Raw genomic sequence first — 20,600 nt, forward strand, 5'->3', positions numbered from 1 at the left:
GCAACATTCCGAACCCGGAAGCTAAGCCCAACAACGCCGATGGTACTGCACCCGACAGGGTGTGGGAGAGTAGGAAACCGCCGCAACCACACCACAAAAAAGGGGGTGGGGGGTAGAGCCTTTGGAAGGAGGGAACACGTTCGTGTTCCTTGCTTCCCGATGCTCCACCCCCCACCCCTCTTTCACACACACCAATGTCTGCAAGTGGTGCACCAGACACGCCAACACACAACCGGGTGCAAACCCGGATTACTACTGCAAAGACGCACAACCCCACCCACAACACGCAAACACACCAAGCTTTACAGGCACCAACACCGGCCAAGGGGACACACGGAGCAAACAGGGAACAACACGCCCACTTTTTCGACGACAACGAGCGGTGCACCAGCCCCACAGGCGGCGGATAAGTCCAAGCACTCACACACCAACCCGAACCTACCTTTCAACACCCAAACCACAACATCCGACTCAAGCACCACCACCCTCAACCAGTGCCACCCCCGGAACGGCACCACACATTTAGGTCACTATCCCAGCTTTGCCACCCCGCTTGTACTCTCGGCGAGGCTGAAGGCTGGGTGGTGGCGCCGAGATCATGTTTCGGGGTGTTCGAGTGGGGGTAGGCAGGTGTTGTCCTACCCTGCTTATGTGCTCGGCGAGGCTGAAGGGCTTGCGATTGCGCCGAGATTATGTTTCGGGGTGCTCGAGTGGGATAGGCAGGTGTTTGCCTACCCTGCTTGTAGTCTCGGCGGGGCTCAAGGGCTGGAGATAGCGCCGAGATCATGTTTCGGGCTCTTCGAATGGGCGGTGGTTCGCGCATAACCTCTCATCCGAAGCACAAGCAGCCCTCAGCCCAATTCCCACCATGATCAACACGGGCCACACCGAAGAGCCCGCCAAGACACACACCCCGACCACGCACAACCGGTACCACACAAGGTGCCAGATGAACTCAATAGCTTTTCGGTTCTCCTCTGTGAGCCTCTGGCCCCTTGTTAGGGTTCATCAGAAGGATGTCTTCATCCACACATCCGCACTCGAGCTTGTTCACCCAGACAGCTCTTTCATCAACACAGTTCGTTTACTGACACAGAGAGGATCCACCATTATGTGGAAGAAGCTCGCCGTTATTGTCACCTCCGGTGCCCTCGCCCTTTCGATGTCCGCTTGCGGTGAGAAAGACGACGCAAAGTCGGGAGCCAAGGAAGGTACTCAAGACACGGTTTCCGCTGCCCCTGAACAGAAGAAGTCGGATACGGCGACCGCAGATATGGACCTCGACGAGTTCTTGGCCGCCTATGAGAGTTGCGTCGACGAGTACGTGGCTTTCAGCGAGAAGTTCAAGGAGAGCTCGAATCCCCTATCACTGACGCAGGAAGCCGCCGAGCTGCAGCAGAAGGCTGAGACCTTCACCCAAGAGGCTGAGAAGTGGAAGGTGGAATCATTGAGTGAAGAAGAGCTTTCCCGCCTCGGAGAGGTGATGGAACGCTGTAGTCAGAAGATGCTGACCGTGCTCGACAACCTCAATGAGGGCGCCAAAAAGATGCTCGGCTGAGGAGCTACGGGCGCTTGCTGCTGAGCGTAGACTGCGCGAATCCGGTGCCTGTCTTCACACTGAGATGGGTGGAAACGAGAGTCGGGACAGCGGATATACGAGGGGCTGGGTGTGAAACTCAATAGGGTTTCACACCCAGCCCACTTGTGTGATGGGAGGAACTCTTTCGTTCGATCGCTCCTCCTCAAGGACAGGTGCAGCGCCCTACGAAGGAGTAGCCCTACGAAGGAGTAGCCCTGTGAAGGAATAGCCCCGCGAAGGAATAGCCTCGCGAAGGAGAACTCCGGGAGCCATTCATCGGCGTGAGGACCTGCGGGCCGACGCAGCACGTCGGCCCGCTCAAGAAGAGCGGAATCTTTCCCATGAACGCCTTGGTGCGAATGGACGCCTAGGAGCGTGTGAACACCCAGCTTTGGGTGAATGCCAGGGTGCGAATGGACGCCTAGTTTTGGGTGAACGCCAAGGTGTTGGCGTGAATACGAAAGAGAAGTTCCCTTGAATCGAAGGAGATGGGGGCAGCGTCCCAGGTCGTTTTTGTGCTGAGGATGCCTCTTCTTCGCCTGCTTCAGCCCGCCTTGCCGTTATTGAGCGTAGTCCTCCCGCGACGCTCAACGTGCTCGGCCCACGTTGCTCAGCACTGCCCTCCCTCAAGGGGTTTGCACGGCTTTGTAAGGGGTTCGCCGCCCCTTGCGCGGGTTCAGTGCCGCTCGCGCAGAGGCGAATTGTTGATCACTGTTTTCAATTGGACTAAAGTTTCGGGTAGCCGAAATTTAAAGGAGAATTGAGAATGCACCGCGCCCCCCACGGTCGCCCCGTCCTCGTCTGCGCCCTCGGTGCTCTTGCCGCCGCTGGAACACTCAGCGCCTGCGCAACGACGGACACCACGAGCAGTGAGTCAGCGAACCCCGCGATTAAAGTCGTCGCCACCACTACCCAGATCTGCGACTACGTCACCCAGATCGCTCAAGGCGCCCCCGCTGAAGCGGGCCTCGCCCTGAAGAAGACGGGATCCGATGCGAAGACCACTCAGATCGGTGCACCCGACAATGAAGCGAAGAGCCGAATCGAACTCACCTGCCTTCTCGCTCCCAATGCCTCTGCCCACGAGCACGAAATGACGCCCCTCCAGCAGAAAGCACTCGCCGGCGCTGACATCATGCTCGTTTCCGGTGTTGACCTCGAACACTTCCTCGACTCAGCGATCGAATCCTCCGGCTTCCACGGAACCATGGGCGTCACCACCGGCGTTCTCACCAGTACAGAAGTGAGCGACCCCGAAGCGAACGCCTCGAAGGAAGCCGCACTGCCCTACACGATCGACAGAGGAATCAAGAAGGTCGAGGTCGAGAAATGGCCCTTCCCTCCGGCTGAGGGTGAAAGCGAGCCCGAGTTCTCCTACGACCCCCATGTGTGGACCAGCCCGAAGAACGCCGCCATCCAAGTGGCGAATATCGGCTCCTTCCTGGAAAAAGCAGCCCCGGAATCCGCCGAGGCCCTCAAGAGCTCCGTTGCCGCATACGAGGAGCGCCTCTCCGAGCTCGACACCTGGACGAAAGAATCCATCGACTCAGTCCCCGAAGGCCAACGAATCCTTTTCTCCTCCCACGACGCCTTCGGATACTTTTCGAAGAGCTACGGCATCGAATTCATCGGCGCTGCTCTTTCAGACTTCAATGAACAGCAAGACGCAACCGCATCGCATATCAGCCAAGAAGCCGAAAAAGTGAAAGCCAGCGGTGCTCGCGCCATCTTCGCGGAGAACTCGAATAACTCCAAGTCCATCGAAGCCATCGCCCGAGCCGCCGGAGTGAACGCCGTCGTCGGAGAAGACGCCCTCTACGGAGACTCCCTTGGCCCCCAAGGTACGGAAGGGGAAACCTACATTGGCTCGATCCTCCACAATGTCACCACTATCGTGAATGCATGGAACGGAACCGTCGCGCCCGTGCCCACCAGTCTCGGCGGCGCACAGTGAGCCCCTCAGAGGACAACGACCTCAAGGCCGGCCTGCCCCGACTCGTCTTCGACCACCTCGCCGTCGGATACGGTGGACACCCCGTCCTCGTTGACGTGAGCGGGGTACTCGAAGCGGGGCAGGCCCTCGCTCTCGTCGGCCCCAATGGATCAGGGAAAACAACCCTGCTCAAAGCACTCACGGGTGCCGTTGAAATCCTCGGTGGAGAAGTCCACAAACCTCAGGGGGCAATCGGATACGTCCCCCAAAACGCGGACCTCGACCTCTCCTTCCCCGTCACTGTCGAACACGTCGTCATGATGGGGCTCTACAAGGAGATCGGCTGGGGGCGCTTCCCACGAGCACGCCACCGGGCCCGAGTCGAAGCAACCCTCGAACGTGTCGGACTCGCCGAGCTGGCGCGCCGACGCTTCGGGGACTTATCAGGCGGGCAACGCCAACGAGCCCTCTTGGCTCGCGCCCTCGTCGCCGAACCCGCGCTCATCTTGCTCGATGAGCCCTTCAACGGCCTCGACCAGCCGAACCGTGATGCCCTCATCGACATCATCAAAGACGCGAAAGCCAAGGGCGTCATGATCGTCGCCTCAACACACGACCTCAGCCTTGCTGATTCGGTCTGTGATCAGGCCCTCCTCGTCGCAGGACGACAAATCGGCTTCGGAGCAGTGGACTCCGTCCTCTCCGCTCACAACCTCGCCCTCGCGTATGGGGGAGGAGCAGATGCCGTGCGGAGTCGACTCTCCGTCTCGCCGCTGCCTGAGACGATCGAGGCCGCAGGCTAATGGGAGTCCTCCACGCCTTCATCGCGGCCATTGAACAACTGCGAAGCCTTGCCTCCCACATCCCCGGTATCGCCCCGCTCGCACAAGAGGCCTTCCTCTTCCGCCCCTTCATCCTCCTCCTCGTTCTCGGGGTAGCAGCAGGGGCAGTCGGCACCCTCGTCAACCTCAGGAGAGTCGAGTTCAACGCCGAAGCGATGGTCCACTCAGTGTTCCCGGGAATCGTCGCAGGCTTCGCCTTCGGAGGCACTGACGCGATCCCACTCGGAGCCTCCCTGACAGCCCTCCTCGTCGTCGCCGCCCTCGTCCTCGTCGAGCACACGGAAGCGCATCACGAGGGCGGGACCGCAGTTGTCCTCACCGCCTTCTTCGGGCTCGGCATCGTGATCTCCCTGAAAAAGGGCGATATGTCAGGCCAACTCGAGGCCCTCATGTTCGGACGCCTCCTCGAAGTGACGGACGCGAGACTCCTCCAATCGCTCATCGTCTGCCTCCTCGCCCTCCTCCTCGTCATCGCGACATGGAAAGAAAACATCCTGGTCGCCCATGATCGCGAAGGCGCGAGGGCGATGGGGATCAACCTGCTCGCCGTGGATCTCGCTCTCAACAGCGCGATCGCCGCCATCGTCATCTCCGCCTCTTCCGCCGTCGGAGTACTCCTCGTCATCGCCTACCTGGTCGTCCCCGGGGCCGCTGGACGCCTCATTTCAGCGAGCGTTGGAAGAATGTGCGCCATTTCGATCCTCGTCGCCGTCCTCGGCGGGTGGTTAGGAATGCGCCTCATGCTGGTCCCCACGCCCCATCCCGTGTCTCCACAGGCCGCAGTCGTCCTCTCGATCGTTGCTCTTCTCGTGCTGATCATCGCGGGGCTGAAGATCTACACTGCGCTCCGCAAGATTATGGCGCCCAAGGTGAAAGCCTCCACGGAGGGCGAACTGCAAGGGGCGGGTGCACAGTGAACACACTCCCCGGAATCACGACGAGCATTCTCGTCCTCCCCATCATCGAACTGGTGATCCTCGGGGCACTATCGGGAATCGTCGGAACACTGGCGCTCCTCGATAAGAAGATCTTCTTCGCCGAATCACTCACCCACGGAACATTCCCCGGAGCAGTCCTCGGCGTCGTCATCGCACACGGCTTCCACCTCGGACACGGGCCGACCTCAATCGCGCTCTTCATCGGAGCCGCACTCTTTTGCCTCCCACTGGGATGGCTGATGCGTTTCCTCGCGGATCTCCCCGGGATCTCCTCACAAGCCGCAGCGGGAATCATCCTCTCATTCGGATTCGCTCTCGGCTATTTCCTCGCGAAATGGTTCGCGCCCCTGCCCCTGCAAGTCCAAGCCTTCCTCACGGGCTCTGTGCTTACCGTCGGCCTCTGGGATGTGTGGGCGGCGGGCGCGGCACTCCTCCTTACCCTCCTCGTCCTCATCGTCTGGGGCAAGGACCTCATCGCCTGCGCCTTCGACCCTGCGGCGTATCTGACGAGTGGACGCAACCCGCAGCGGATGGGAGAAGTGATCCTCGCGCTCATCCTCATCACGGTGGTCACCCTCATCCCCGCAGTCGGCACGGTCTTGTCTATTGCACTCCTCGCCGCTCCCGCAGCAGGCCTCGCCCCCCTCGTCAAGTCCGTCAAACAACTGATGATCGCGGCACCAGTGGTTGGGATTCTCATCGGCCTCGGCGGCCTCTTCCTCGGAAGCATTGCGGATTTGTCGATCGGCGGAACGATCTCGGTGCTCGCGGGACTTTTCTACGCCCTGTGCCGCCTGCTCGCTTCACGCGGGCGCGCAGCCTCGCGCACGCTCGGCCACTGACTTCGCACAAGGGAAGCTGTGGTGAGACGATGAGGGCGTGGAGAACAGTGATACGCCCGTCCAAGGTCCCGGCTCGATCCTTCTAGCGGCCACCCCCATCGGGGAGGTCGCCGACGCCTCGCCGCGATTCATACGCGCCCTCGGAGAAGCCGAGATCATCGCGGCCGAAGACACGCGCAGACTCCTCGGCCTCGCAAATCGCCTCCAGACGCGCATCACAGGTAGACTCATCAGCCTCCACGACCACAACGAAGCCGATAAGGCCGAACGCCTCGTTGATCTGGCAGAAGGTGGGGCCCGGGTCCTGCTCGTCTCCGACGCGGGAATGCCGACCGTGTCCGACCCGGGGTTCCGGGTTGTCAGAGCTGCCGTCAACAGGGGAGTGCAGGTCAGCGCCCTTCCCGGCCCCTCCGCGCCCATTACGGCGCTGGCGGTGTCCGGGCTTCCCTCAGACCGTTTCAGTTTCGAAGGATTCTTGCCCCGCAAGGCCGGAGAAGCACAGGCGTATCTTTTAGCTCTCGCCCACGATCCCCACACCCTGATCTTCTTCGAATCGCCCAAGCGCCTCAACGAAACCCTGCGCGCGATGGCCACAACCTTCGGCCCGCAGCGCCAAGGGGTCGTCTGCCGTGAACTGACGAAGACTCACGAGGAGATCCTTCGCGGCGAGCTCGAATCGCTCGTGGAGCAGACAACGGGTGAAGTGCTCGGGGAGATCACGATCGTCATCGCAGGCTACCGGGGGAGGGGAAACGCCGAAGACCACGTGCAAGCCGTTCTCGCACTCGCAGCGGAGGGCATGAGACTCAAAGACGCTGCCGCCGAAGTCTCCGAAGCGACCGGCCTAAGAAAGAACGAACTCTACAAGGCCGCCCTGCGCCGCAAAGAAGAGCGGTGAATAGGGATGGGCAGCCGGGGCACAGCGGTTGGGGCGCACGGTCCGCTCCGCCGCAGCGCAGTCCCGTGACCTGGGCGCGGCCCCGCCTCCCGCAGCGGCACGTACGACAAGCCCCGCTTCCCGCTCCAACGGCCGGGCTTCCTCGCTACGACAGCGGCGCTGAGGCGACTTCCGCGATCCCGGCCTCACTCAAACGCTTCGAAGCGGAAGCGCCAGTCTCCGCGCTCACGGGCTCGGTCAAGTCGGAGAGGACTCGCACCTCAAAACCCGCGCGCTTCGCATCAAGCGCGGTTTCGCACACGCAATGCGACTGAGCAAGACCCACGACATCGACCTCGGTGATTCCCGCCGTCCGAAGGGCCTCCTCCAGGCTCGCCCCGTCCTCGGCCACCCCCTCGAAACCCGAATAAGCCGCGGAATACTGGCCCTTCTTCACGCTGACATCCGCATGAAGACCCGCCAGCGCCGGGTGAAGCTCAGCCTCGGGCGTGCCCGCGACACCGTGAGGCGGCCAAGTGTCGACGAAATCGGGAGCCGACGAGAAATGCTCACCCGGATCGATATGCCAATCCTGAGTCGTCGCGATCAGTGCATACTCACCGCCGCGCTCGGCGATGAAACGGGCAATGCGTTCTGCGCAGGCGTTCCCCCCATCAACGGGAAGCGCCCCGCCCTCGCAGAAAGTGGGTTGGACATCGACAACGATCAGTGCGCGGCTCATGAAGAACTCCTCAAGAGGGGGAATGATGCTTCCAACTTAGTCGCGAAGAGGAGAAAAGGGGAGATGGGGCGCTTCGACTGAGGCTGAGGCGACGACTAGGCTAAGGGGCTATGAGTCGAATTCTGTCCGCCGTCGCATGGCCCTACGCCAACGGCCCCCGTCATATTGGACACGTCGCCGGATTCGGAGTCCCCTCCGATGTCTTCTCGCGCTACATGCGAATGGCCGGTCATGACGTCCTCATGGTTTCAGGAACCGACGAGCACGGCACGCCGATCCTCGTCGCCGCCGACTCCGAGGGTGTGAGCGCACGTGAACTCGCGGACAGGAACAACCGCCTCATCGTCGAAGACCTCGTCGCACTGGGCCTGTCCTACGACCTCTTCACGAGGACGACCGCTGGCAACCACTACGCCGTCGTGCAAGACATGTTCCGCACCGTGCGCGACAACGGCTACATGGTCGAACAAGTCACCCGAGCGGCGATCTCGCCCTCGACGGGCCGAACTCTGCCGGACCGCTATATTGAAGGCACCTGCCCGATCTGCGGAACCGAGGGCGCTCGCGGAGACCAATGCGACGCCTGCGGCAACCAATTGGACCCGACCGAACTCATCGACCCTCACTCGCGCATCAACGGTGAAACCCCCGAGTTCGTCGAGTCAACCCACTACTTCCTCGACCTTCCCGCCCTCGCCGAAGCCCTGTCCGAGTGGCTTGATGAGCGTGAGAACTCAGGCTCCTGGCGTCCCAATGTCATCAAGTTCTCCAAGAACTTCCTCGAAGATATCCGCCCGCGCGCCATGACCCGCGACATCGACTGGGGAATCCCGGTTCCCGGTTGGGAGGATCAACCCTCTAAACGCCTCTACGTGTGGTTCGACGCCGTCATCGGCTACCTTTCGGCCTCAATCGAATGGGCGAGGCGCTCGGGCGATCCCGAGGCCTGGCGAAAGTGGTGGAACGACCCGCAGGCCCTGTCCTACTACTTCATGGGCAAGGACAATATTGTTTTCCACTCGCAGATCTGGCCCGCTGAGATGCTCGGCTACAACGGTCAAGGAGCACAGGGGGGAAAGCCCGGTGAACTCGGCGTCCTCAATCTCCCCACCGAGGTCGTCTCCTCCGAGTTCCTCACCATGGAGGGAAAGAAGTTCTCCTCCTCCCACGGCATCGTCATCTATGTGCGCGACATGCTGGCCCGCTACCAGGCGGATGCGCTCCGCTACTTCATCTCCGCCGCAGGACCTGAGACTTCCGACGCGGACTTCACCTGGGCGGAGTTCCTGCGTCGTACCAATGGTGAGCTCGTCGCAGGCTGGGGTAACCTCGTGAACCGCACGGCCTCAATGATCGCGAAGAAGTTCGGCGAAATCCCCGCCCCCGGCCCCCTCCAGGACATTGATCGGGCGCTCCTCGACGAGGTCGTCGCAGGTTTCGACACCGTCGGCGATCTGATTCGCCATCACCGTCAAAAGGCCGCGCTTGCCGAGGCGATGCGCCTAGTCGGCGAGGCGAACAAGTACGTCACTGAAACCGCGCCCTTCAAACTCAAGGCTCCTGAGGAGCGCGAGCGCCTCGCGACGGTCCTGCACACCCTGGCGCAGGCCGTAGCGGACCTCAACCTGATGCTCTCCCCCTTCCTTCCCCACGCTGCGAACGACATCGACACAGTCATGGGTGGGCAGGGGAAGATCGCCCCGATGCCGCGCATTGAAGAAGTCGAGGAACTCAACCCCGAGGTCCTGCCCGCCGCCTTCGAAGGGCGAAGCGGCTACCCGATCATCACGGGCGACTACACCTGCGCGCCGACCTGGGAGCGTCACGAGATTGAAGTCGGCATCCCCATCGCCAAGCCGACGCCGGTGTTCGTCAAACTCGATGAGAGCATCGTCGAAGAAGAACTCGCCCGCTACGCGGATTCGGTTCCAGACGATGTGACGGGTGCCTGAGACCCGAAGACGAAGGCGGGGCTGCAGTGGTCAACTGCAGCCCCGCCTTACGGGTTTGAGCCGCTCAGCGGCTCTGAGAAGACACGATCTCTCAGTAGTGGCTCGCCACCGGAGTGCCGATCGTCGCCCAGGTGTAGACCTCGTGCGCGGCCCCTACCGGCAGATTCACGCAGCCGTGCGAGCCGCCCACAGATCCGCGTCCGAAGCTCGACACCCAAGGAGCGCCGTGCATCGCGTAAGAGCCCGTGAAGTAGGAGACCCAGGGAACATCGCGTGCGCAGTACGGCCAATCAGGAGTGCACCCCATGTCCTGGCTCGCATACTGCAGATACACGTGGAAAAGGCCCGTAACCGTCTCATGACCTGGCGCCCCGTGATTGATGGCGAAGGGCCCGATCACTGGAGTCTGCCCCTCATAGCCGGTGAGACGATTTGCTGACAGATCAATGTCGATCCACTTCTCGCCCTCGGCCATCGGGTAGGCATAACCCTCATATCCGGCCATCACCTGACGAGTCTCACGAGTGGGCTCGACCTTGTCGTAGTTGAAAGTCGCGCTATAGGACTCGCCCTTACTCACAGCATCGAAGAGAGCGGAGGCAATTTCAGAAACATTATTCGCAGCCAGTCCGCTCTTACCGGGATGCGCCTCCTCAACGAGGACGTTGCCCGCCGAATCCACATTGTCGTAGATCGGAATCGGAGCAACGTTCGTTTTCTGAGCGATCTGCTCCACCCAGTCGTTGACGGCGTGAGAATCAAGGGCGGGTTTGGCCGTTTCATCGGGGATCTTCGGCAGGCTCACCCATGCGGTTTTCTCAAGCGCACTCGCAGTGAAGGTGTCGATCCCATCCCCGAGCTTCACCTCAGGAGCGATCAGGGCGTTCGCAGCGTCTGCGACTTTCTGCGCCTCATCCGTTGTCGCTTGAGGATCGTGTTCCTTCACCTCAACACTGACCGAGGTTGAGCTAAGAGTTGAGAGCGCAGTGTCGATCGCCTGCTCGAGAGGCGAGGTTTCGATGGACAAGCCCGAAGAGCCCTGCGTGACCTTGCATGTCCCATCCGCATCGGCGAAGACCCCAGCATTCACGGGGGCGGGCCCCTGACTTTCAGAGAGTCGCTGAGTGAAACGGGTAAAGGCCTCGGAATCCTTGGTGACGACCGGTTCGATCGAGTTCGATGAGAACAAAGCCGTAAACCTGGCGAGCACATGATCTGAACGCTCAAGAGCGGCGCGAGCGGTCGCGTCCTCGTCAATTGAGACACCCAGGTCGGCAAGGGACGCCTGAGCAGAAGAAGACCCGACCGTAATGTTGATCTTCGTCTGGTTTTCAAGATCGGCGACGAGAGAGGCGATCGCGCTCTCTTTCATGCCGGAAAGCGAATGGCCCGCAACAGTCGTGTTCGGCAGGGCCCTGTCGGAGAAGGAATACGCATAAGCGCCCGATGCTCCGACAATGAGCGTGAGCGCCCCGAGGGTGCCGAAAAGCAGGACCTTGCGTCGAGTCGAAAATGTCTGTGTCATCGGAGTCCATCTTAGGGAAAGACCAAGTCTTCGGGAAGCGCAAGAAAAGTGGCCTCTTGCCCATTTTTAGGCAGAATCTGGCTCGTCAATCACCCTTTCTCTTCGCTTCGCGACCGACTGCGAAGGCCGCCACGATCAGGGAGACTCCCAGAAGCGCCACCAGAGCGATGAAGAACAGGGGCAGGTTCTCAGGCTCGAGGAAAGGCAGGGCCATGAGGAAAACCGAGGTCAGCATGATGATGCACGCCCACACGAGTTGTCCGATTCGAATGGAAGTCGCGCCCGTCGGCGAGGTTTTCGGCGCATCGGCCACGGTCCATACCTTCGGCTTTTGAGGATCACTGGGCCTTTGAGAATCAGCGAGGTGATCTTTCCCACCTGTCCCGTTCAAAGAGGCGGGAGAGGATGTTTCAGAGGCCGGAGGCTCCTGTACGGGCATCTCTTGGGTGGGGGTGTCTCGCGTCTCTGGGGTCTTGTGCTCATCGTTCACGCGGATCTGCGAGTTTGCGTCATCAGTGGGATTCGAGCTTCGAGCGGGGGTACTCATCTCGTTCATCTCAAGCTCCTAAAAGGAATAAGGGGAGGAAACAGTTCAACAGTTCAAAGGACAGTTCAGAGGGGTGCCGATTCACAATGAACTCGGAGCAAGCTGGGGCTTTGGGGCCGCCGACTGAGGTGCCTCGGTTCCAGACTGTGGAACCGGTGAAGACTGGGAGCTCTCAGGAGCAGGCGAGGACTCTTCATAGGCGAAGGTCAAGAGGTCTTGTGGGATGCGAACCGTGATCCCTTCATCCTTCGTCCATGTCGGTGAAACAGCGCTGACCTGTTCTTCACTGCCGTCAAGCTTCGCGCAGGCTCTGAGCGCATCCGCCCAGCCATTGTTTAGACCATCGGCGTAGGAGGTTGATACTCCTTCGAGCATGCCATTGCAGATGAAACGGATGGGCTGGTCTTTTCGTGCCTTCACTGTGAGGGTCACGAGAGAATCATCCACGCTGATCTCCTTGGAGACTCCCGCGGGCGCATCCCTCAGATCGAGGACGACGAAGCCGGAAGAATCAGAGGGAATCTCATTGACCTTCCAATCGAAGTGATCAGAGACGAGAGCGTCACTCGGGAAGTTCAAGGGGGGGATGATCCTCACTCGCCAAGAGACCCACGAGAGTTGTCGGCCAGGCGAGGAAGAAGCCGAGCAGGGACAAAGCGATGAGCCAGCCTGCGCCCCGATCTTTGAAGGACGCGTAGGCGAGGGCGAGGCCCACGATGAAAAGGGAGATTCCCGCGCCGATGAGGCCCGAACGGATCTGAGCCTCCGGGTTGCCGATACGGGAGAAATAGAACATCGTGGCGAAGGTCGCGGCGATTGACAGGAGCACGAGCCCCGTGATGATGAGGTTGAAACCTTTGCTCACCGTTTTGAACACGACGCGTGGCGGGCGCGTCCACGCCGAGGGGGAATGAGAGGAGGCGACAAGAGGAGAAGGGCCTACTGGCATGTGCGATGAGGAATAGGGCACCTGAGGAGACGAGGGGTCTGTGTTCTGGGCAGTGGGGGGTGAGGACAGAGGATTCCCTTGAACGCCGGGCTCGGCTCCACTGCTGTGTGGGACTGAGGGGGCCTGAAAGAACGGTACATCCGAGGCACCCGGTGCGCGAGCACTCCCAGGAGCGGGGAAGGAGGTCCCGGGGGAGGCAGAAGTAGGCGGAGTCCACGCGGGTCCACTCTGCGGCGTCCAGCCTGAAGAAACGGGCCGGGTGGGAGAGGAGTGAGGCTGGGAGGAACGCGAAGCGAGGACCACGGCGAGGACCACGAGTGCCAACAGCAGCATCCCGAGGCCCATGAGCAGACTCACGAGAACCGATGCGGGGCCGAAGAGCTCGAATCCGATCGTCGGCCCAAAACCGGCGCCCAAGAGGATGAAGAGGAGCACTCCGAGGTGAGCAATGTCGAATCGCCCCTTGGTGAGTTCCTCGAAGTGGATCCGCCCATCGCGTTCTTCTGGGAGCAGAGCCCAGGCGAGCGCATAGAACACCAAGACGAAGGGGAAGAAGAGCGCCGCGACCACAGTGATTCCGCGAACGAGGGCGAGATCCCAAGCGCTTCTGGCGGATACACCCGCACAGACTCCGCCAATGGTGCGAAGCTCAGGGCGGTACCATCCTGAGCGGCGAATCGAATCGAAGAAGCCTGAAGGGCGAGGGGAAGGTGCCCCAGGGGGAGGGGCCTGGAATTGTTGCCCGCCGAAGTGATCACCTGTGGGATGAGAGTTCGGCGTACTGGAGTAATTGAAGCCGTTGTTCATGACATCAACTCTCCTCCCGCAGCTGCGCGGAGAAAATGGGGTACGGCCCTGATCCTCCCCTGAATGGTCCCGTAGGAGCCCCTGCTTCGCACTCGGGTCGTGAGACGATGAGTTCCGTGAACGCCCCGATCTCCCCCTCCTCTTTGAGGTGGGTTCCGCCCTCCTCGGAGGGGAGGCCCTCTGCGCCCACCGGGGGAGGTGGAATGAACCCGAACCCGGGGATATACACAGCACAACCCCAGGAATGGGCGCCCTTCCCCTCTCGCAGGCTCCGCCCACCGCTACGGCGCGCGACTGGTGCCTCCAGCGAACGGGCAACCCCGTGGATGGCGGGAGTCTGCTCGGGCATCGCCTTACACGCGGGTGTGCGCGTATCCCTCGTGCGGTGGAGCTTCGTTGTCCTCTCTGCGCTCGGCGGTGCAGGAGTCCTGCTGTACCTATGGCTGTGGGTCATGGTGCCAAAAGACAGCGGTGAGCTACATGGCATCGGCACTACAGTCCTCTCACGCGGACTCGAAGCGATCGACTTGAAACGGATGCGCCTCACCGTGCGCAATCAACTTCTCGGCGCGGGCATCCTTCTCATCCTCATCGCCCTCGGGGTGGTGATCCTCAGCCGCGCCGGCTTCGCGTCCATTAGGGATATCGCCGCCACGCTATCAATCGTTCTCGGCATTGGCCTCGTGTGGAGCCAAGCCGGCGCTCTCGAGCAGTGGCGCTCCATCAGATTCCTCGCGAGCATCATCTCCGGCGTCATTCTCCTCTCCCTCGGGATCCTCCTCTTCGTCGCCCGAGGGGATCCTCCGATCATCCTTTTGCGCGGCGGCCTCATCGGGGCGGTCATCGTCGCGGGCGTCCTCTTCGCACTCGCGCCCCTGTGGCTGAGAACCTCGAAGGATCTTTCCGCATCACAAGCCCAGCAGGTTCGTGACGCTGAAAGAGCGGATATTGCTGCCCACCTGCACGACTCCGTCCTCCAAACCCTCACTCTCATCCGCGCCTCGGCTGAAGATCCGAAAAGAGTACGGGCCCTGGCGCTCAGTGAAGAGCGTGAGCTGCGCTCCTGGCTCTACACCGGCCGCTCGGAGGCGGCGAGTTCACTTGCCGAAGCAGTGCGCCAAAGCGTTGGCGCCCTCGAAAGCAAATTCGGCGTGCCCGTTGACGTCGTCACCGTCTCCGACGTGGAACCCGGGCCAGCTGAACTCGCCCTCGTCGCAGCCCTTGGGGAAGCAGTCACCAATGCGCTGCGCCACGGGAGCCCCCCGGTCTCCGTTTACCTCGAAGCGCGCGCGGAGAAGATCGAGGCCTTCATCAAAGATTGCGGAAACGGATTCGATCTCGACTCCATCCCCCACGACCGGCACGGTGTCCGCGACTCCATCATTGGCAGAATGGAAAGAGTCGGAGGAAAAGCGCACATCCGCGTCCGCTCATCCGGCACGGAGATCGCCCTCGAAGTGCCCAGGAAAGCCGAAAACATCCCGCACGACGCCCCGAATATCACGCACGACGCCTCGAATATCCCGCACGGCGTCCCCAACACCCAAGGAGCATCATGACGATCCGACTCGTAGTGATCGACGATCACCCGATGGTGCGCGCAGGCGTGCGCAGCGAACTCGAACACTCCGGCGCCGACCTCGTCATTGTTGGCGAAGCCGCCGACGTCGAAGGCGCCGTCGCTGCCTGCCACGAACTCAAACCCGATGTCGCCCTCCTCGACGTGCACCTGCCCGGAGGGCGAGGAGGGGGAGGCGCTGAAGTGTCCGCCCGCTGCCAAGACATCGAGGGACTGTGCTTCCTCGCCCTGTCCGTTTCTGACTCTCCCGAGGACGTCGTTCAGGTCATCCGATCCGGCGCTCGCGGCTACGTGACGAAATCGATCTCCACCCCCGAACTCGTCGAAGCGATCCAACGCGTCGCATCGGGAGACGCCGCCTTCAGCCCCAGGCTCGCGGGCTTCGTCCTCGACGCATTCGGCACGGGCCAAGTCGCCATCGGAGACAACGAACTCGACCTGCTATCCGCACGCGAACAGGAAGTCATGAGGCTCATCGCCCGCGGCTACACCTACAAAGAAGTCGGCAACGAGCTGTTCATCTCCGTCAAGACCGTGGAGACGCACGTGTCAGCGGTGCTGCGTAAACTCCAGCTGTCCAACCGCAATGAACTGACCCGTTGGGCGATGCAAAGGCACATCGTGTGACGGTAAAACAGTGTGTGACGCTCCGAACTCCAAGCGGCTAGGACAGGAGTGAAAGTGCCGATACGATGGAGAGCCGAGCGGGGAACGATCCCAGCAAGGACGGAGACCTTCGTGCACCGGATCGGTTTCGATCGAGACAAGTACATCCAACTACAGTCCCAGCACATCGCCGAGCGTCGCGCCCAATTCGGCGGGAAGCTCTACCTCGAGTTCGGCGGCAAACTCATTGACGATATGCACGCCGCCCGAGTACTCCCCGGATTCACCCCCGATAACAAGCTCGTCATGCTCCGCGAACTCGCCGAAGACGTGGAAATCATTGTCGTCGTCAACGCGAAGGACTTCCAACGTCGCAAAATGCGCGCAGACCTGGGCACCACCTACGAGGACGAAGTCCTGCGCCAGATCGATGCCTTTGACGACTACGGACTCTACGTCGGTTCAGTCGTCATCACCCAGTGGACCGACGACAATCGCGAAGCGAAAGCCGTCAAACGCCGTTTCGAGCGCCTCGGGATCCGCGTCTACCGCCACTTCCCGATCCCGGGATACCCGAATGATGTTGCACGCATCGTCTCCGATCAGGGCCTGGGACGCAACGACTATGTGGAGACGAGTCACGACCTCGTCGTCGTCACCGCCCCGGGACCCGGGTCTGGCAAGATGGCGACCTGCCTCTCCCAGCTTTACCACGACCACAAGCGGGGCATCTTTTCGGGCTACGCGAAGTGGGAGACCTTCCCGATCTGGAACCTCCCCATTGATCATCCCGTGAATGTCGCCTACGAGGCCGCGACCGCCGACCTCGACGATGTCAATATGATCGACCCCTTCCATCTTGCCGCCCACGGCATCCAGACGGTCAACTACAACCGCGATGTTGAGATCTTCCCCGTCCTCAACCGCCTCTTCACCCAGATCCTCGGAGAATCGCCCTATCAGAGCCCCACGGACATGGGTGTCAATATGGCGGGACTGTCGATCTGCGACGACGAGGCCTGCCAAGACGCTTCAAAACAGGAAGTGATCCGCCGCTACTACAAGGCGCTCGTCACTGAGAAGAAGGAACTCGCCGAGCCCCTCCAGTCGGGACGCATCGCCTTGCTCATGAGCAAGCTCTCTATCACCGGCGAAGATCGTCCGGTCGTGGCGCCCTGCAGGAAAATGGCGAAGGCGACGAAGGCTCCGGCTGCGGCGATTGAACTGGCTGATGGGCGGATCATCCTGGGTAAGACCTCACCCCTTTTGGGTTGTTCTTCAGCGATGCTCCTCAACGCGCTCAAAGCTCTTGCGGGAATCGACCCTGAGATCGACCTGCTGGCGAGAGAGGCGATCGAACCGATCCAATGCCTTAAGACCGGCCACCTCGGTTCGCGTAACCCTCGCCTCCACACCGATGAGGTCCTCATCGCGCTCGCGGTCTCCGCTTCCACCGATGAGAATGCTCGCGCCGCCTTCGACAGGCTCGGTGAACTCAAGGGCTGTGATGTTCACACCTCCACGATCCTCGGTTCTGTTGACGAGGGGATCTTCCGTTCACTTGGCATCCAGGTGACGAACGAGCCCGTGTATGCGACGAAGTCCCTCTACCGGAAGAAGTGACGCTCTTTTCGTAGAGGTGACACTCCCTGAAAAGGGCGGCTTGGGCTGGGCGGCGAGAGGACGAGCTCTTGGGCTCGTCTGTGTGTGGTGCTGCGTCAACGCAAGGCATGCTGTGCCGTGAAGGAGCGCGGGGTCGCGTATCCCAGTGGTAGGGGTCGCGCACCCCAAACGATGGAGCCTTGTCTTAGGCTGGTGGGGCCATGACCGATTTCAGTGCACTTCCCGACCTCGGACCGATCGACGTCTCTTTGTGGGACGCCACCAATGGGGACCTGCCCCTGCGGGACTCCACCAATGGGGACCTGCCCCTGTGGGACCCGACCGCCGATGATCCGAGCGAGCCCGAGCCCACTGAGCCCGGGGCCTACGACCCCGCAGCTCTCGCAGCCGCGATCCCCGCTGACATCCCGCCGGTCTGGGACGAGGACGAGTACCTGAGCGTGTCCGAGCGCTCTGTTCCCCCGGCTTCGCGCACTGCTCCCTCCGCCTACGAGCAGGCCACGTCCTCGCAGATGAGAGCGGAAGCGCTCCTCAAAGGGCTCAATGAGCAGCAGGCACAGGCCGTCGTGCACGGGGGGGCGCCGCTCCTCATCATGGCGGGAGCAGGTTCAGGCAAGACCCGGGTCCTCACCCACCGCATCGCCCACCTTCTGGCAACCGGCCGAGCCCGCCCCGGCGAGATCCTCGCAATCACCTTCACGAACAAGGCCGCAGCGGAAATGCGCGAGCGCGTCGCCGCCCTCGTCGGCCCCTCGGCGTCGAGGATGTGGGTATCGACCTTCCACTCCGCGTGCGTGCGCATCCTGCGCTCCGAGCACAAGGCCGCAGGGCTTCGCTCAACCTTCACGATCTACGATGCGCAGGATTCGCAGCGCCTCATCCAGATCATCCTCAAAGCCGCGAACGTCGACATTAAGCGCTTCACTGCGAAGATGATCGCCGCGAAGATCTCCGACCTGAAGAACGAACTCATCACGGCGCGCAAATTTGCTGACACGGCTGCGAATGACCCGATCTCCACGGTCGTCGCCGACACCTACCTGGAGTATTCGAAGCGCATGCGCGAGTCGAACGCCCTCGATTTCGACGACCTCATCATGAGGACCGTTGAGCTTTTCGCGGGCAATCCCCTGCTCGCCGAGCATTACCACAGGCGCTTTCGCCACATCCTCGTCGACGAGTACCAGGACACGAACCATGCGCAATACGTGCTGGTTCGCCTCCTCACTGGTGATGGCACCGACGGGGTTGCGCCCGCCGAACTGACCGTCGTCGGTGATTCTGACCAGTCGATCTACGCCTTTAGGGGCGCTTCGATTCGCAACATTGAAGAGTTCGAACGCGACTTCCCCGGTGCGAGGACGATCCTGCTTGAGCAGAACTATCGCTCGACCCAGAACATCCTTTCCGCCGCGAATGCGGTGATCGCGAAGAACGAGGGACGCCGCCCCAAGAACCTGTGGACCGCTTCAGGTGAAGGCGCACGGATCGTCATGGATGCCGCCGATTCTGAACACGACGAAGCCCGCTTCGTCATCGCCGAAATCGACCGCCTGCACGATGCGGATACTGAATGGGGTGATGTCGCGGTCTTCTACCGGACGAACGCCCAATCGCGAGCCCTCGAAGAACTCCTCGTCCGTCAAGGCATCCCCTACCGGGTTATCGGCGGCACCCGCTTCTACGAGCGCAAGGAGATCAAGGATGCGCTCGCCTATTTGCAGGCTGTCTCCAATCCGGATGACACCGTCGCCTTGCGCAGGGTCCTCAATGTGCCCCGCCGCGGTATCGGGGCGAAAGCGGAAGCGGCGCTCGTCGCCCACGCGGAGAGCCACGGCATTTCCTTCGGACAGGCGATCGCCGACGTCTGGGAGGAACAGGGGCGCCCCGAGGGCGAGGGCGAGGGCATCGAGTGGAATCTCGCCACGCCTGCCGGGGCGGGGGATGCGGCAAGCTCTGCCGAGGCGAGGGATGCAGGGAGCTCTGCTGGGGCGGGTGATGGCGCCCTGCAAGGAGACAAACCCATGCGCCGAGCGGTCCTGGGACTCTCACCAAGGGCAGCCACATCCATTGCGGGCTTTTGGGGTCTCCTCGAAGCCGCCCGTCGCGCAGACGAGGCAGGAATCGGTCCCGCCGAAATCCTCGAAGAGATCCTCGATAAGACCGGATACCTCGCACAATTGCGAAAATCGGAAGACCCGCAGGACGCCTCGAGAGTCGAGAACCTTGCAGAACTCCACTCAGTTGCGAAGGACTTCAGGACCGCCAACCTGAAAGGCGATCTCGCCTCCTTCCTTGAACGCGTCGCCCTCGTCGCGGACTCGGACCAAGTGCCCTCGGAGGATCAGCGCTTAGGCGAGGTGACTCTCATGACCGTGCACACGGCGAAAGGCCTGGAGTTCCCAACCGTCTTCGTCACAGGCATGGAGGACGGCACCTTCCCCCATCAGCGTTCTCTTTGTGATCCTGGGGAACTCGAAGAAGAACGACGCCTGGCATATGTGGCGATCACTCGCGCCAGAGAGCGCCTCTACCTGACCCGCGCGGCCGTGCGCTCGGCTTGGGGCACCCCCCAGGAGATGGCCCCCTCGCGCTTCCTCGACGATATTCCCGCTGCCCTGTGCGAGGTTCGGCGTGCCCACAGCTCGCAGGACCGCCTGCGCGCTCTGAGCTCTTCTTCCGCGACATCGTGGCGCTCACCCTCGCGCTCGAAGGATCCTTGGGGGGACGAGGACGCCCCAGTGTTCGGTTCAGGACGGGCAAGCGGCGCGAAAGTCATGGGCGTGCGGACCGGGAAAACCATTCGCCTCGGCGCACAGACTCCGAAGATCAAGGCCGATCGTCCGGCGCTCGAACTGAAAATCGGGGATCGTGTGCGCCACGCGACCCTCGGAGTGGGCTCCGTCATCGGAGTGGAGGGCCAAGGGCCCAGGATGATCGCTCGCGTTCAATTTGGCCAGGCGGAGAAGCGCCTCCTCGTGCGGATGGCTCCGATGGAGAAAATTGACTGAAACTCCTCGGTTTTCACGGGGATTCTTTGAGGCGTGAGTGTGGCGTTACTCCTGAGACTCGCCCTGCCCGAGGGCGTTGTCGTGTGGTGGGTCTTCTTCGTGTTCTTGTGGTGGTGGGTTGGTGTTGTTGTGTGGGGGTGGGAGGAGGTCGTGTGGGTTGGTGGGGTGGAGTTGGAGGTAGGTGTGGGGGTTGGTGAGGAGTGTGTCGGGGGTGTTGAAGGTGAGGGTGAGGTCGATGGTGTGTCCGG

Annotated in this window: 17 protein-coding genes and 1 rRNA gene; 12 read left to right on the forward strand and 6 right to left on the reverse strand. The window is 61.6% G+C overall.

Annotation, left to right across the window (positions count from 1 at the left end; all coding sequences use genetic code 11):
• The 7 genes from rrf to rsmI form a co-directional block, all read left to right on the forward strand.
• Positions 1-86, forward strand: a 5S ribosomal RNA gene (rrf, locus tag JFX23_RS09700); the annotation flags it as partial.
• A 782-nt stretch (positions 87-868) separates the two neighbouring features.
• Entirely contained in the window at positions 869-1,558 is a 690-nt protein-coding gene (locus JFX23_RS08930) for a DUF6591 domain-containing protein (RefSeq protein WP_198776601.1), read from the forward strand.
• Between the two features lie 787 nt (positions 1,559-2,345).
• Positions 2,346-3,533, forward strand: a complete 1,188-nt coding sequence (locus JFX23_RS08935) for a metal ABC transporter substrate-binding protein (RefSeq protein ID WP_198776602.1) — start codon at positions 2,346-2,348, stop codon at positions 3,531-3,533.
• Positions 3,482-4,315 carry a metal ABC transporter ATP-binding protein gene (locus tag JFX23_RS08940; RefSeq protein WP_233050732.1) on the forward strand — a complete coding sequence of 278 codons (834 nt, stop codon included), beginning with the start codon at positions 3,482-3,484 and terminating at the stop codon, positions 4,313-4,315. Before JFX23_RS08935 ends, JFX23_RS08940 begins: the two co-directional genes overlap by 52 nt.
• On the forward strand, positions 4,315-5,271 hold the full coding sequence (locus JFX23_RS08945) for a metal ABC transporter permease (RefSeq protein WP_198776603.1): 957 nt from the start codon (positions 4,315-4,317) through the stop codon (positions 5,269-5,271). The genes JFX23_RS08940 and JFX23_RS08945 overlap by 1 nt, the downstream gene beginning before the upstream one ends.
• Positions 5,268-6,134, forward strand: a complete 867-nt coding sequence (locus JFX23_RS08950) for a metal ABC transporter permease (protein WP_198776604.1) — start codon at positions 5,268-5,270, stop codon at positions 6,132-6,134. Before JFX23_RS08945 ends, JFX23_RS08950 begins: the two co-directional genes overlap by 4 nt.
• Before the next feature lie 37 nt (positions 6,135-6,171).
• Positions 6,172-7,032 (forward strand): 16S rRNA (cytidine(1402)-2'-O)-methyltransferase, encoded by an 861-nt coding sequence (gene rsmI, locus JFX23_RS08955; RefSeq protein WP_198776605.1) that lies wholly within the window; start codon positions 6,172-6,174, stop codon positions 7,030-7,032.
• Between the two features lie 145 nt (positions 7,033-7,177).
• Here the strand turns inward: rsmI and JFX23_RS08960 are convergent, their stop codons facing one another.
• Positions 7,178-7,753, reverse strand: a complete 576-nt coding sequence (locus JFX23_RS08960) for an isochorismatase family protein (protein ID WP_198776606.1) — start codon at positions 7,751-7,753, stop codon at positions 7,178-7,180.
• 110 nt (positions 7,754-7,863) lie between these two features.
• Between JFX23_RS08960 and metG the strand changes: the two genes are divergently transcribed.
• Positions 7,864-9,705: a methionine--tRNA ligase gene (gene metG, locus JFX23_RS08965; RefSeq protein WP_198776607.1), complete on the forward strand. Its 1,842-nt coding sequence runs from the start codon at positions 7,864-7,866 to the stop codon at positions 9,703-9,705.
• Positions 9,706-9,796: 91 nt separating this feature from the next.
• Here the strand turns inward: metG and JFX23_RS08970 are convergent, their stop codons facing one another.
• The 4 genes from JFX23_RS08970 to JFX23_RS08985 all read right to left on the reverse strand — a co-directional run bounded on the left by JFX23_RS08970 (position 9,797) and on the right by JFX23_RS08985 (position 13,533).
• The gene (locus JFX23_RS08970) at positions 9,797-11,230 is read right to left on the reverse strand and encodes a L,D-transpeptidase (RefSeq protein WP_198776608.1); all 1,434 of its coding nucleotides are present in this window, start codon (positions 11,228-11,230) and stop codon (positions 9,797-9,799) included.
• An 85-nt stretch (positions 11,231-11,315) separates the two neighbouring features.
• Complete coding sequence (locus JFX23_RS08975; protein WP_198776609.1) at positions 11,316-11,786, reverse strand: hypothetical protein; 471 nt, start codon at positions 11,784-11,786, stop codon at positions 11,316-11,318.
• A 72-nt stretch (positions 11,787-11,858) separates the two neighbouring features.
• The gene (locus tag JFX23_RS08980; RefSeq protein WP_198776610.1) at positions 11,859-12,356 is read right to left on the reverse strand and encodes a hypothetical protein; all 498 of its coding nucleotides are present in this window, start codon (positions 12,354-12,356) and stop codon (positions 11,859-11,861) included.
• Positions 12,340-13,533, reverse strand: coding sequence for a PspC domain-containing protein (locus tag JFX23_RS08985; protein WP_198776611.1), 1,194 nt, complete (start codon positions 13,531-13,533; stop codon positions 12,340-12,342). The genes JFX23_RS08980 and JFX23_RS08985 overlap by 17 nt, the downstream gene beginning before the upstream one ends.
• A gap of 326 nt (positions 13,534-13,859) precedes the next feature.
• Between JFX23_RS08985 and JFX23_RS08990 the strand changes: the two genes are divergently transcribed.
• The 4 genes from JFX23_RS08990 (at position 13,860) to JFX23_RS09005 (ending at position 20,352) form a co-directional block, all read left to right on the forward strand.
• Positions 13,860-15,092, forward strand: coding sequence for an ATP-binding protein (locus JFX23_RS08990; protein ID WP_198776615.1), 1,233 nt, complete (start codon positions 13,860-13,862; stop codon positions 15,090-15,092).
• A complete protein-coding gene (locus JFX23_RS08995) occupies positions 15,089-15,739 on the forward strand; it encodes a LuxR C-terminal-related transcriptional regulator (RefSeq protein WP_005965083.1) in 651 nt (216 codons plus the stop codon). Before JFX23_RS08990 ends, JFX23_RS08995 begins: the two co-directional genes overlap by 4 nt.
• A 111-nt stretch (positions 15,740-15,850) precedes the next feature.
• On the forward strand, positions 15,851-17,341 hold the full coding sequence (locus JFX23_RS09000; protein ID WP_198776616.1) for a DUF1846 domain-containing protein: 1,491 nt from the start codon (positions 15,851-15,853) through the stop codon (positions 17,339-17,341).
• Positions 17,342-17,541: 200 nt separating this feature from the next.
• A complete protein-coding gene (locus JFX23_RS09005) occupies positions 17,542-20,352 on the forward strand; it encodes a UvrD-helicase domain-containing protein (RefSeq protein ID WP_198776612.1) in 2,811 nt (936 codons plus the stop codon).
• Between the two features lie 45 nt (positions 20,353-20,397).
• Here JFX23_RS09005 and JFX23_RS09010 read toward each other — a convergent pair.
• Positions 20,398-20,600: hypothetical protein (locus JFX23_RS09010; RefSeq protein WP_198776613.1), on the reverse strand; the 203-nt coding region annotated here is incomplete at its 5' end.

It is taken from the genome of Schaalia cardiffensis, assembly GCF_016405145.1.
In the GTDB taxonomy this organism is placed as follows: domain Bacteria; phylum Actinomycetota; class Actinomycetes; order Actinomycetales; family Actinomycetaceae; genus Pauljensenia; species Pauljensenia cardiffensis.

Excerpts from the sequence above, each read along its gene's own strand:
- JFX23_RS08930 (WP_198776601.1), top strand. The coding sequence starts at position 869 with ATGATCAACACGGGCCACACCGAAGAGCCCGCCAAGACACACACCCCG.
- JFX23_RS08935 (WP_198776602.1), top strand. The coding sequence starts at position 2,346 with ATGCACCGCGCCCCCCACGGTCGCCCCGTCCTCGTCTGCGCCCTCGGT.
- JFX23_RS08940 (WP_233050732.1), top strand. The coding sequence starts at position 3,482 with ATGGAACGGAACCGTCGCGCCCGTGCCCACCAGTCTCGGCGGCGCACA.
- JFX23_RS08945 (WP_198776603.1), top strand. The coding sequence starts at position 4,315 with ATGGGAGTCCTCCACGCCTTCATCGCGGCCATTGAACAACTGCGAAGC.
- JFX23_RS08960 (WP_198776606.1), bottom strand. The coding sequence starts at position 7,753 with ATGAGCCGCGCACTGATCGTTGTCGATGTCCAACCCACTTTCTGCGAG.
- metG (WP_198776607.1), top strand. The coding sequence starts at position 7,864 with ATGAGTCGAATTCTGTCCGCCGTCGCATGGCCCTACGCCAACGGCCCC.
- JFX23_RS08970 (WP_198776608.1), bottom strand. The coding sequence starts at position 11,230 with ATGACACAGACATTTTCGACTCGACGCAAGGTCCTGCTTTTCGGCACC.
- JFX23_RS08975 (WP_198776609.1), bottom strand. The coding sequence starts at position 11,786 with ATGAACGAGATGAGTACCCCCGCTCGAAGCTCGAATCCCACTGATGAC.
- JFX23_RS08985 (WP_198776611.1), bottom strand. The coding sequence starts at position 13,533 with ATGAACAACGGCTTCAATTACTCCAGTACGCCGAACTCTCATCCCACA.
- JFX23_RS08990 (WP_198776615.1), top strand. The coding sequence starts at position 13,860 with ATGGCGGGAGTCTGCTCGGGCATCGCCTTACACGCGGGTGTGCGCGTA.
- JFX23_RS08995 (WP_005965083.1), top strand. The coding sequence starts at position 15,089 with ATGACGATCCGACTCGTAGTGATCGACGATCACCCGATGGTGCGCGCA.
- JFX23_RS09005 (WP_198776612.1), top strand. The coding sequence starts at position 17,542 with ATGACCGATTTCAGTGCACTTCCCGACCTCGGACCGATCGACGTCTCT.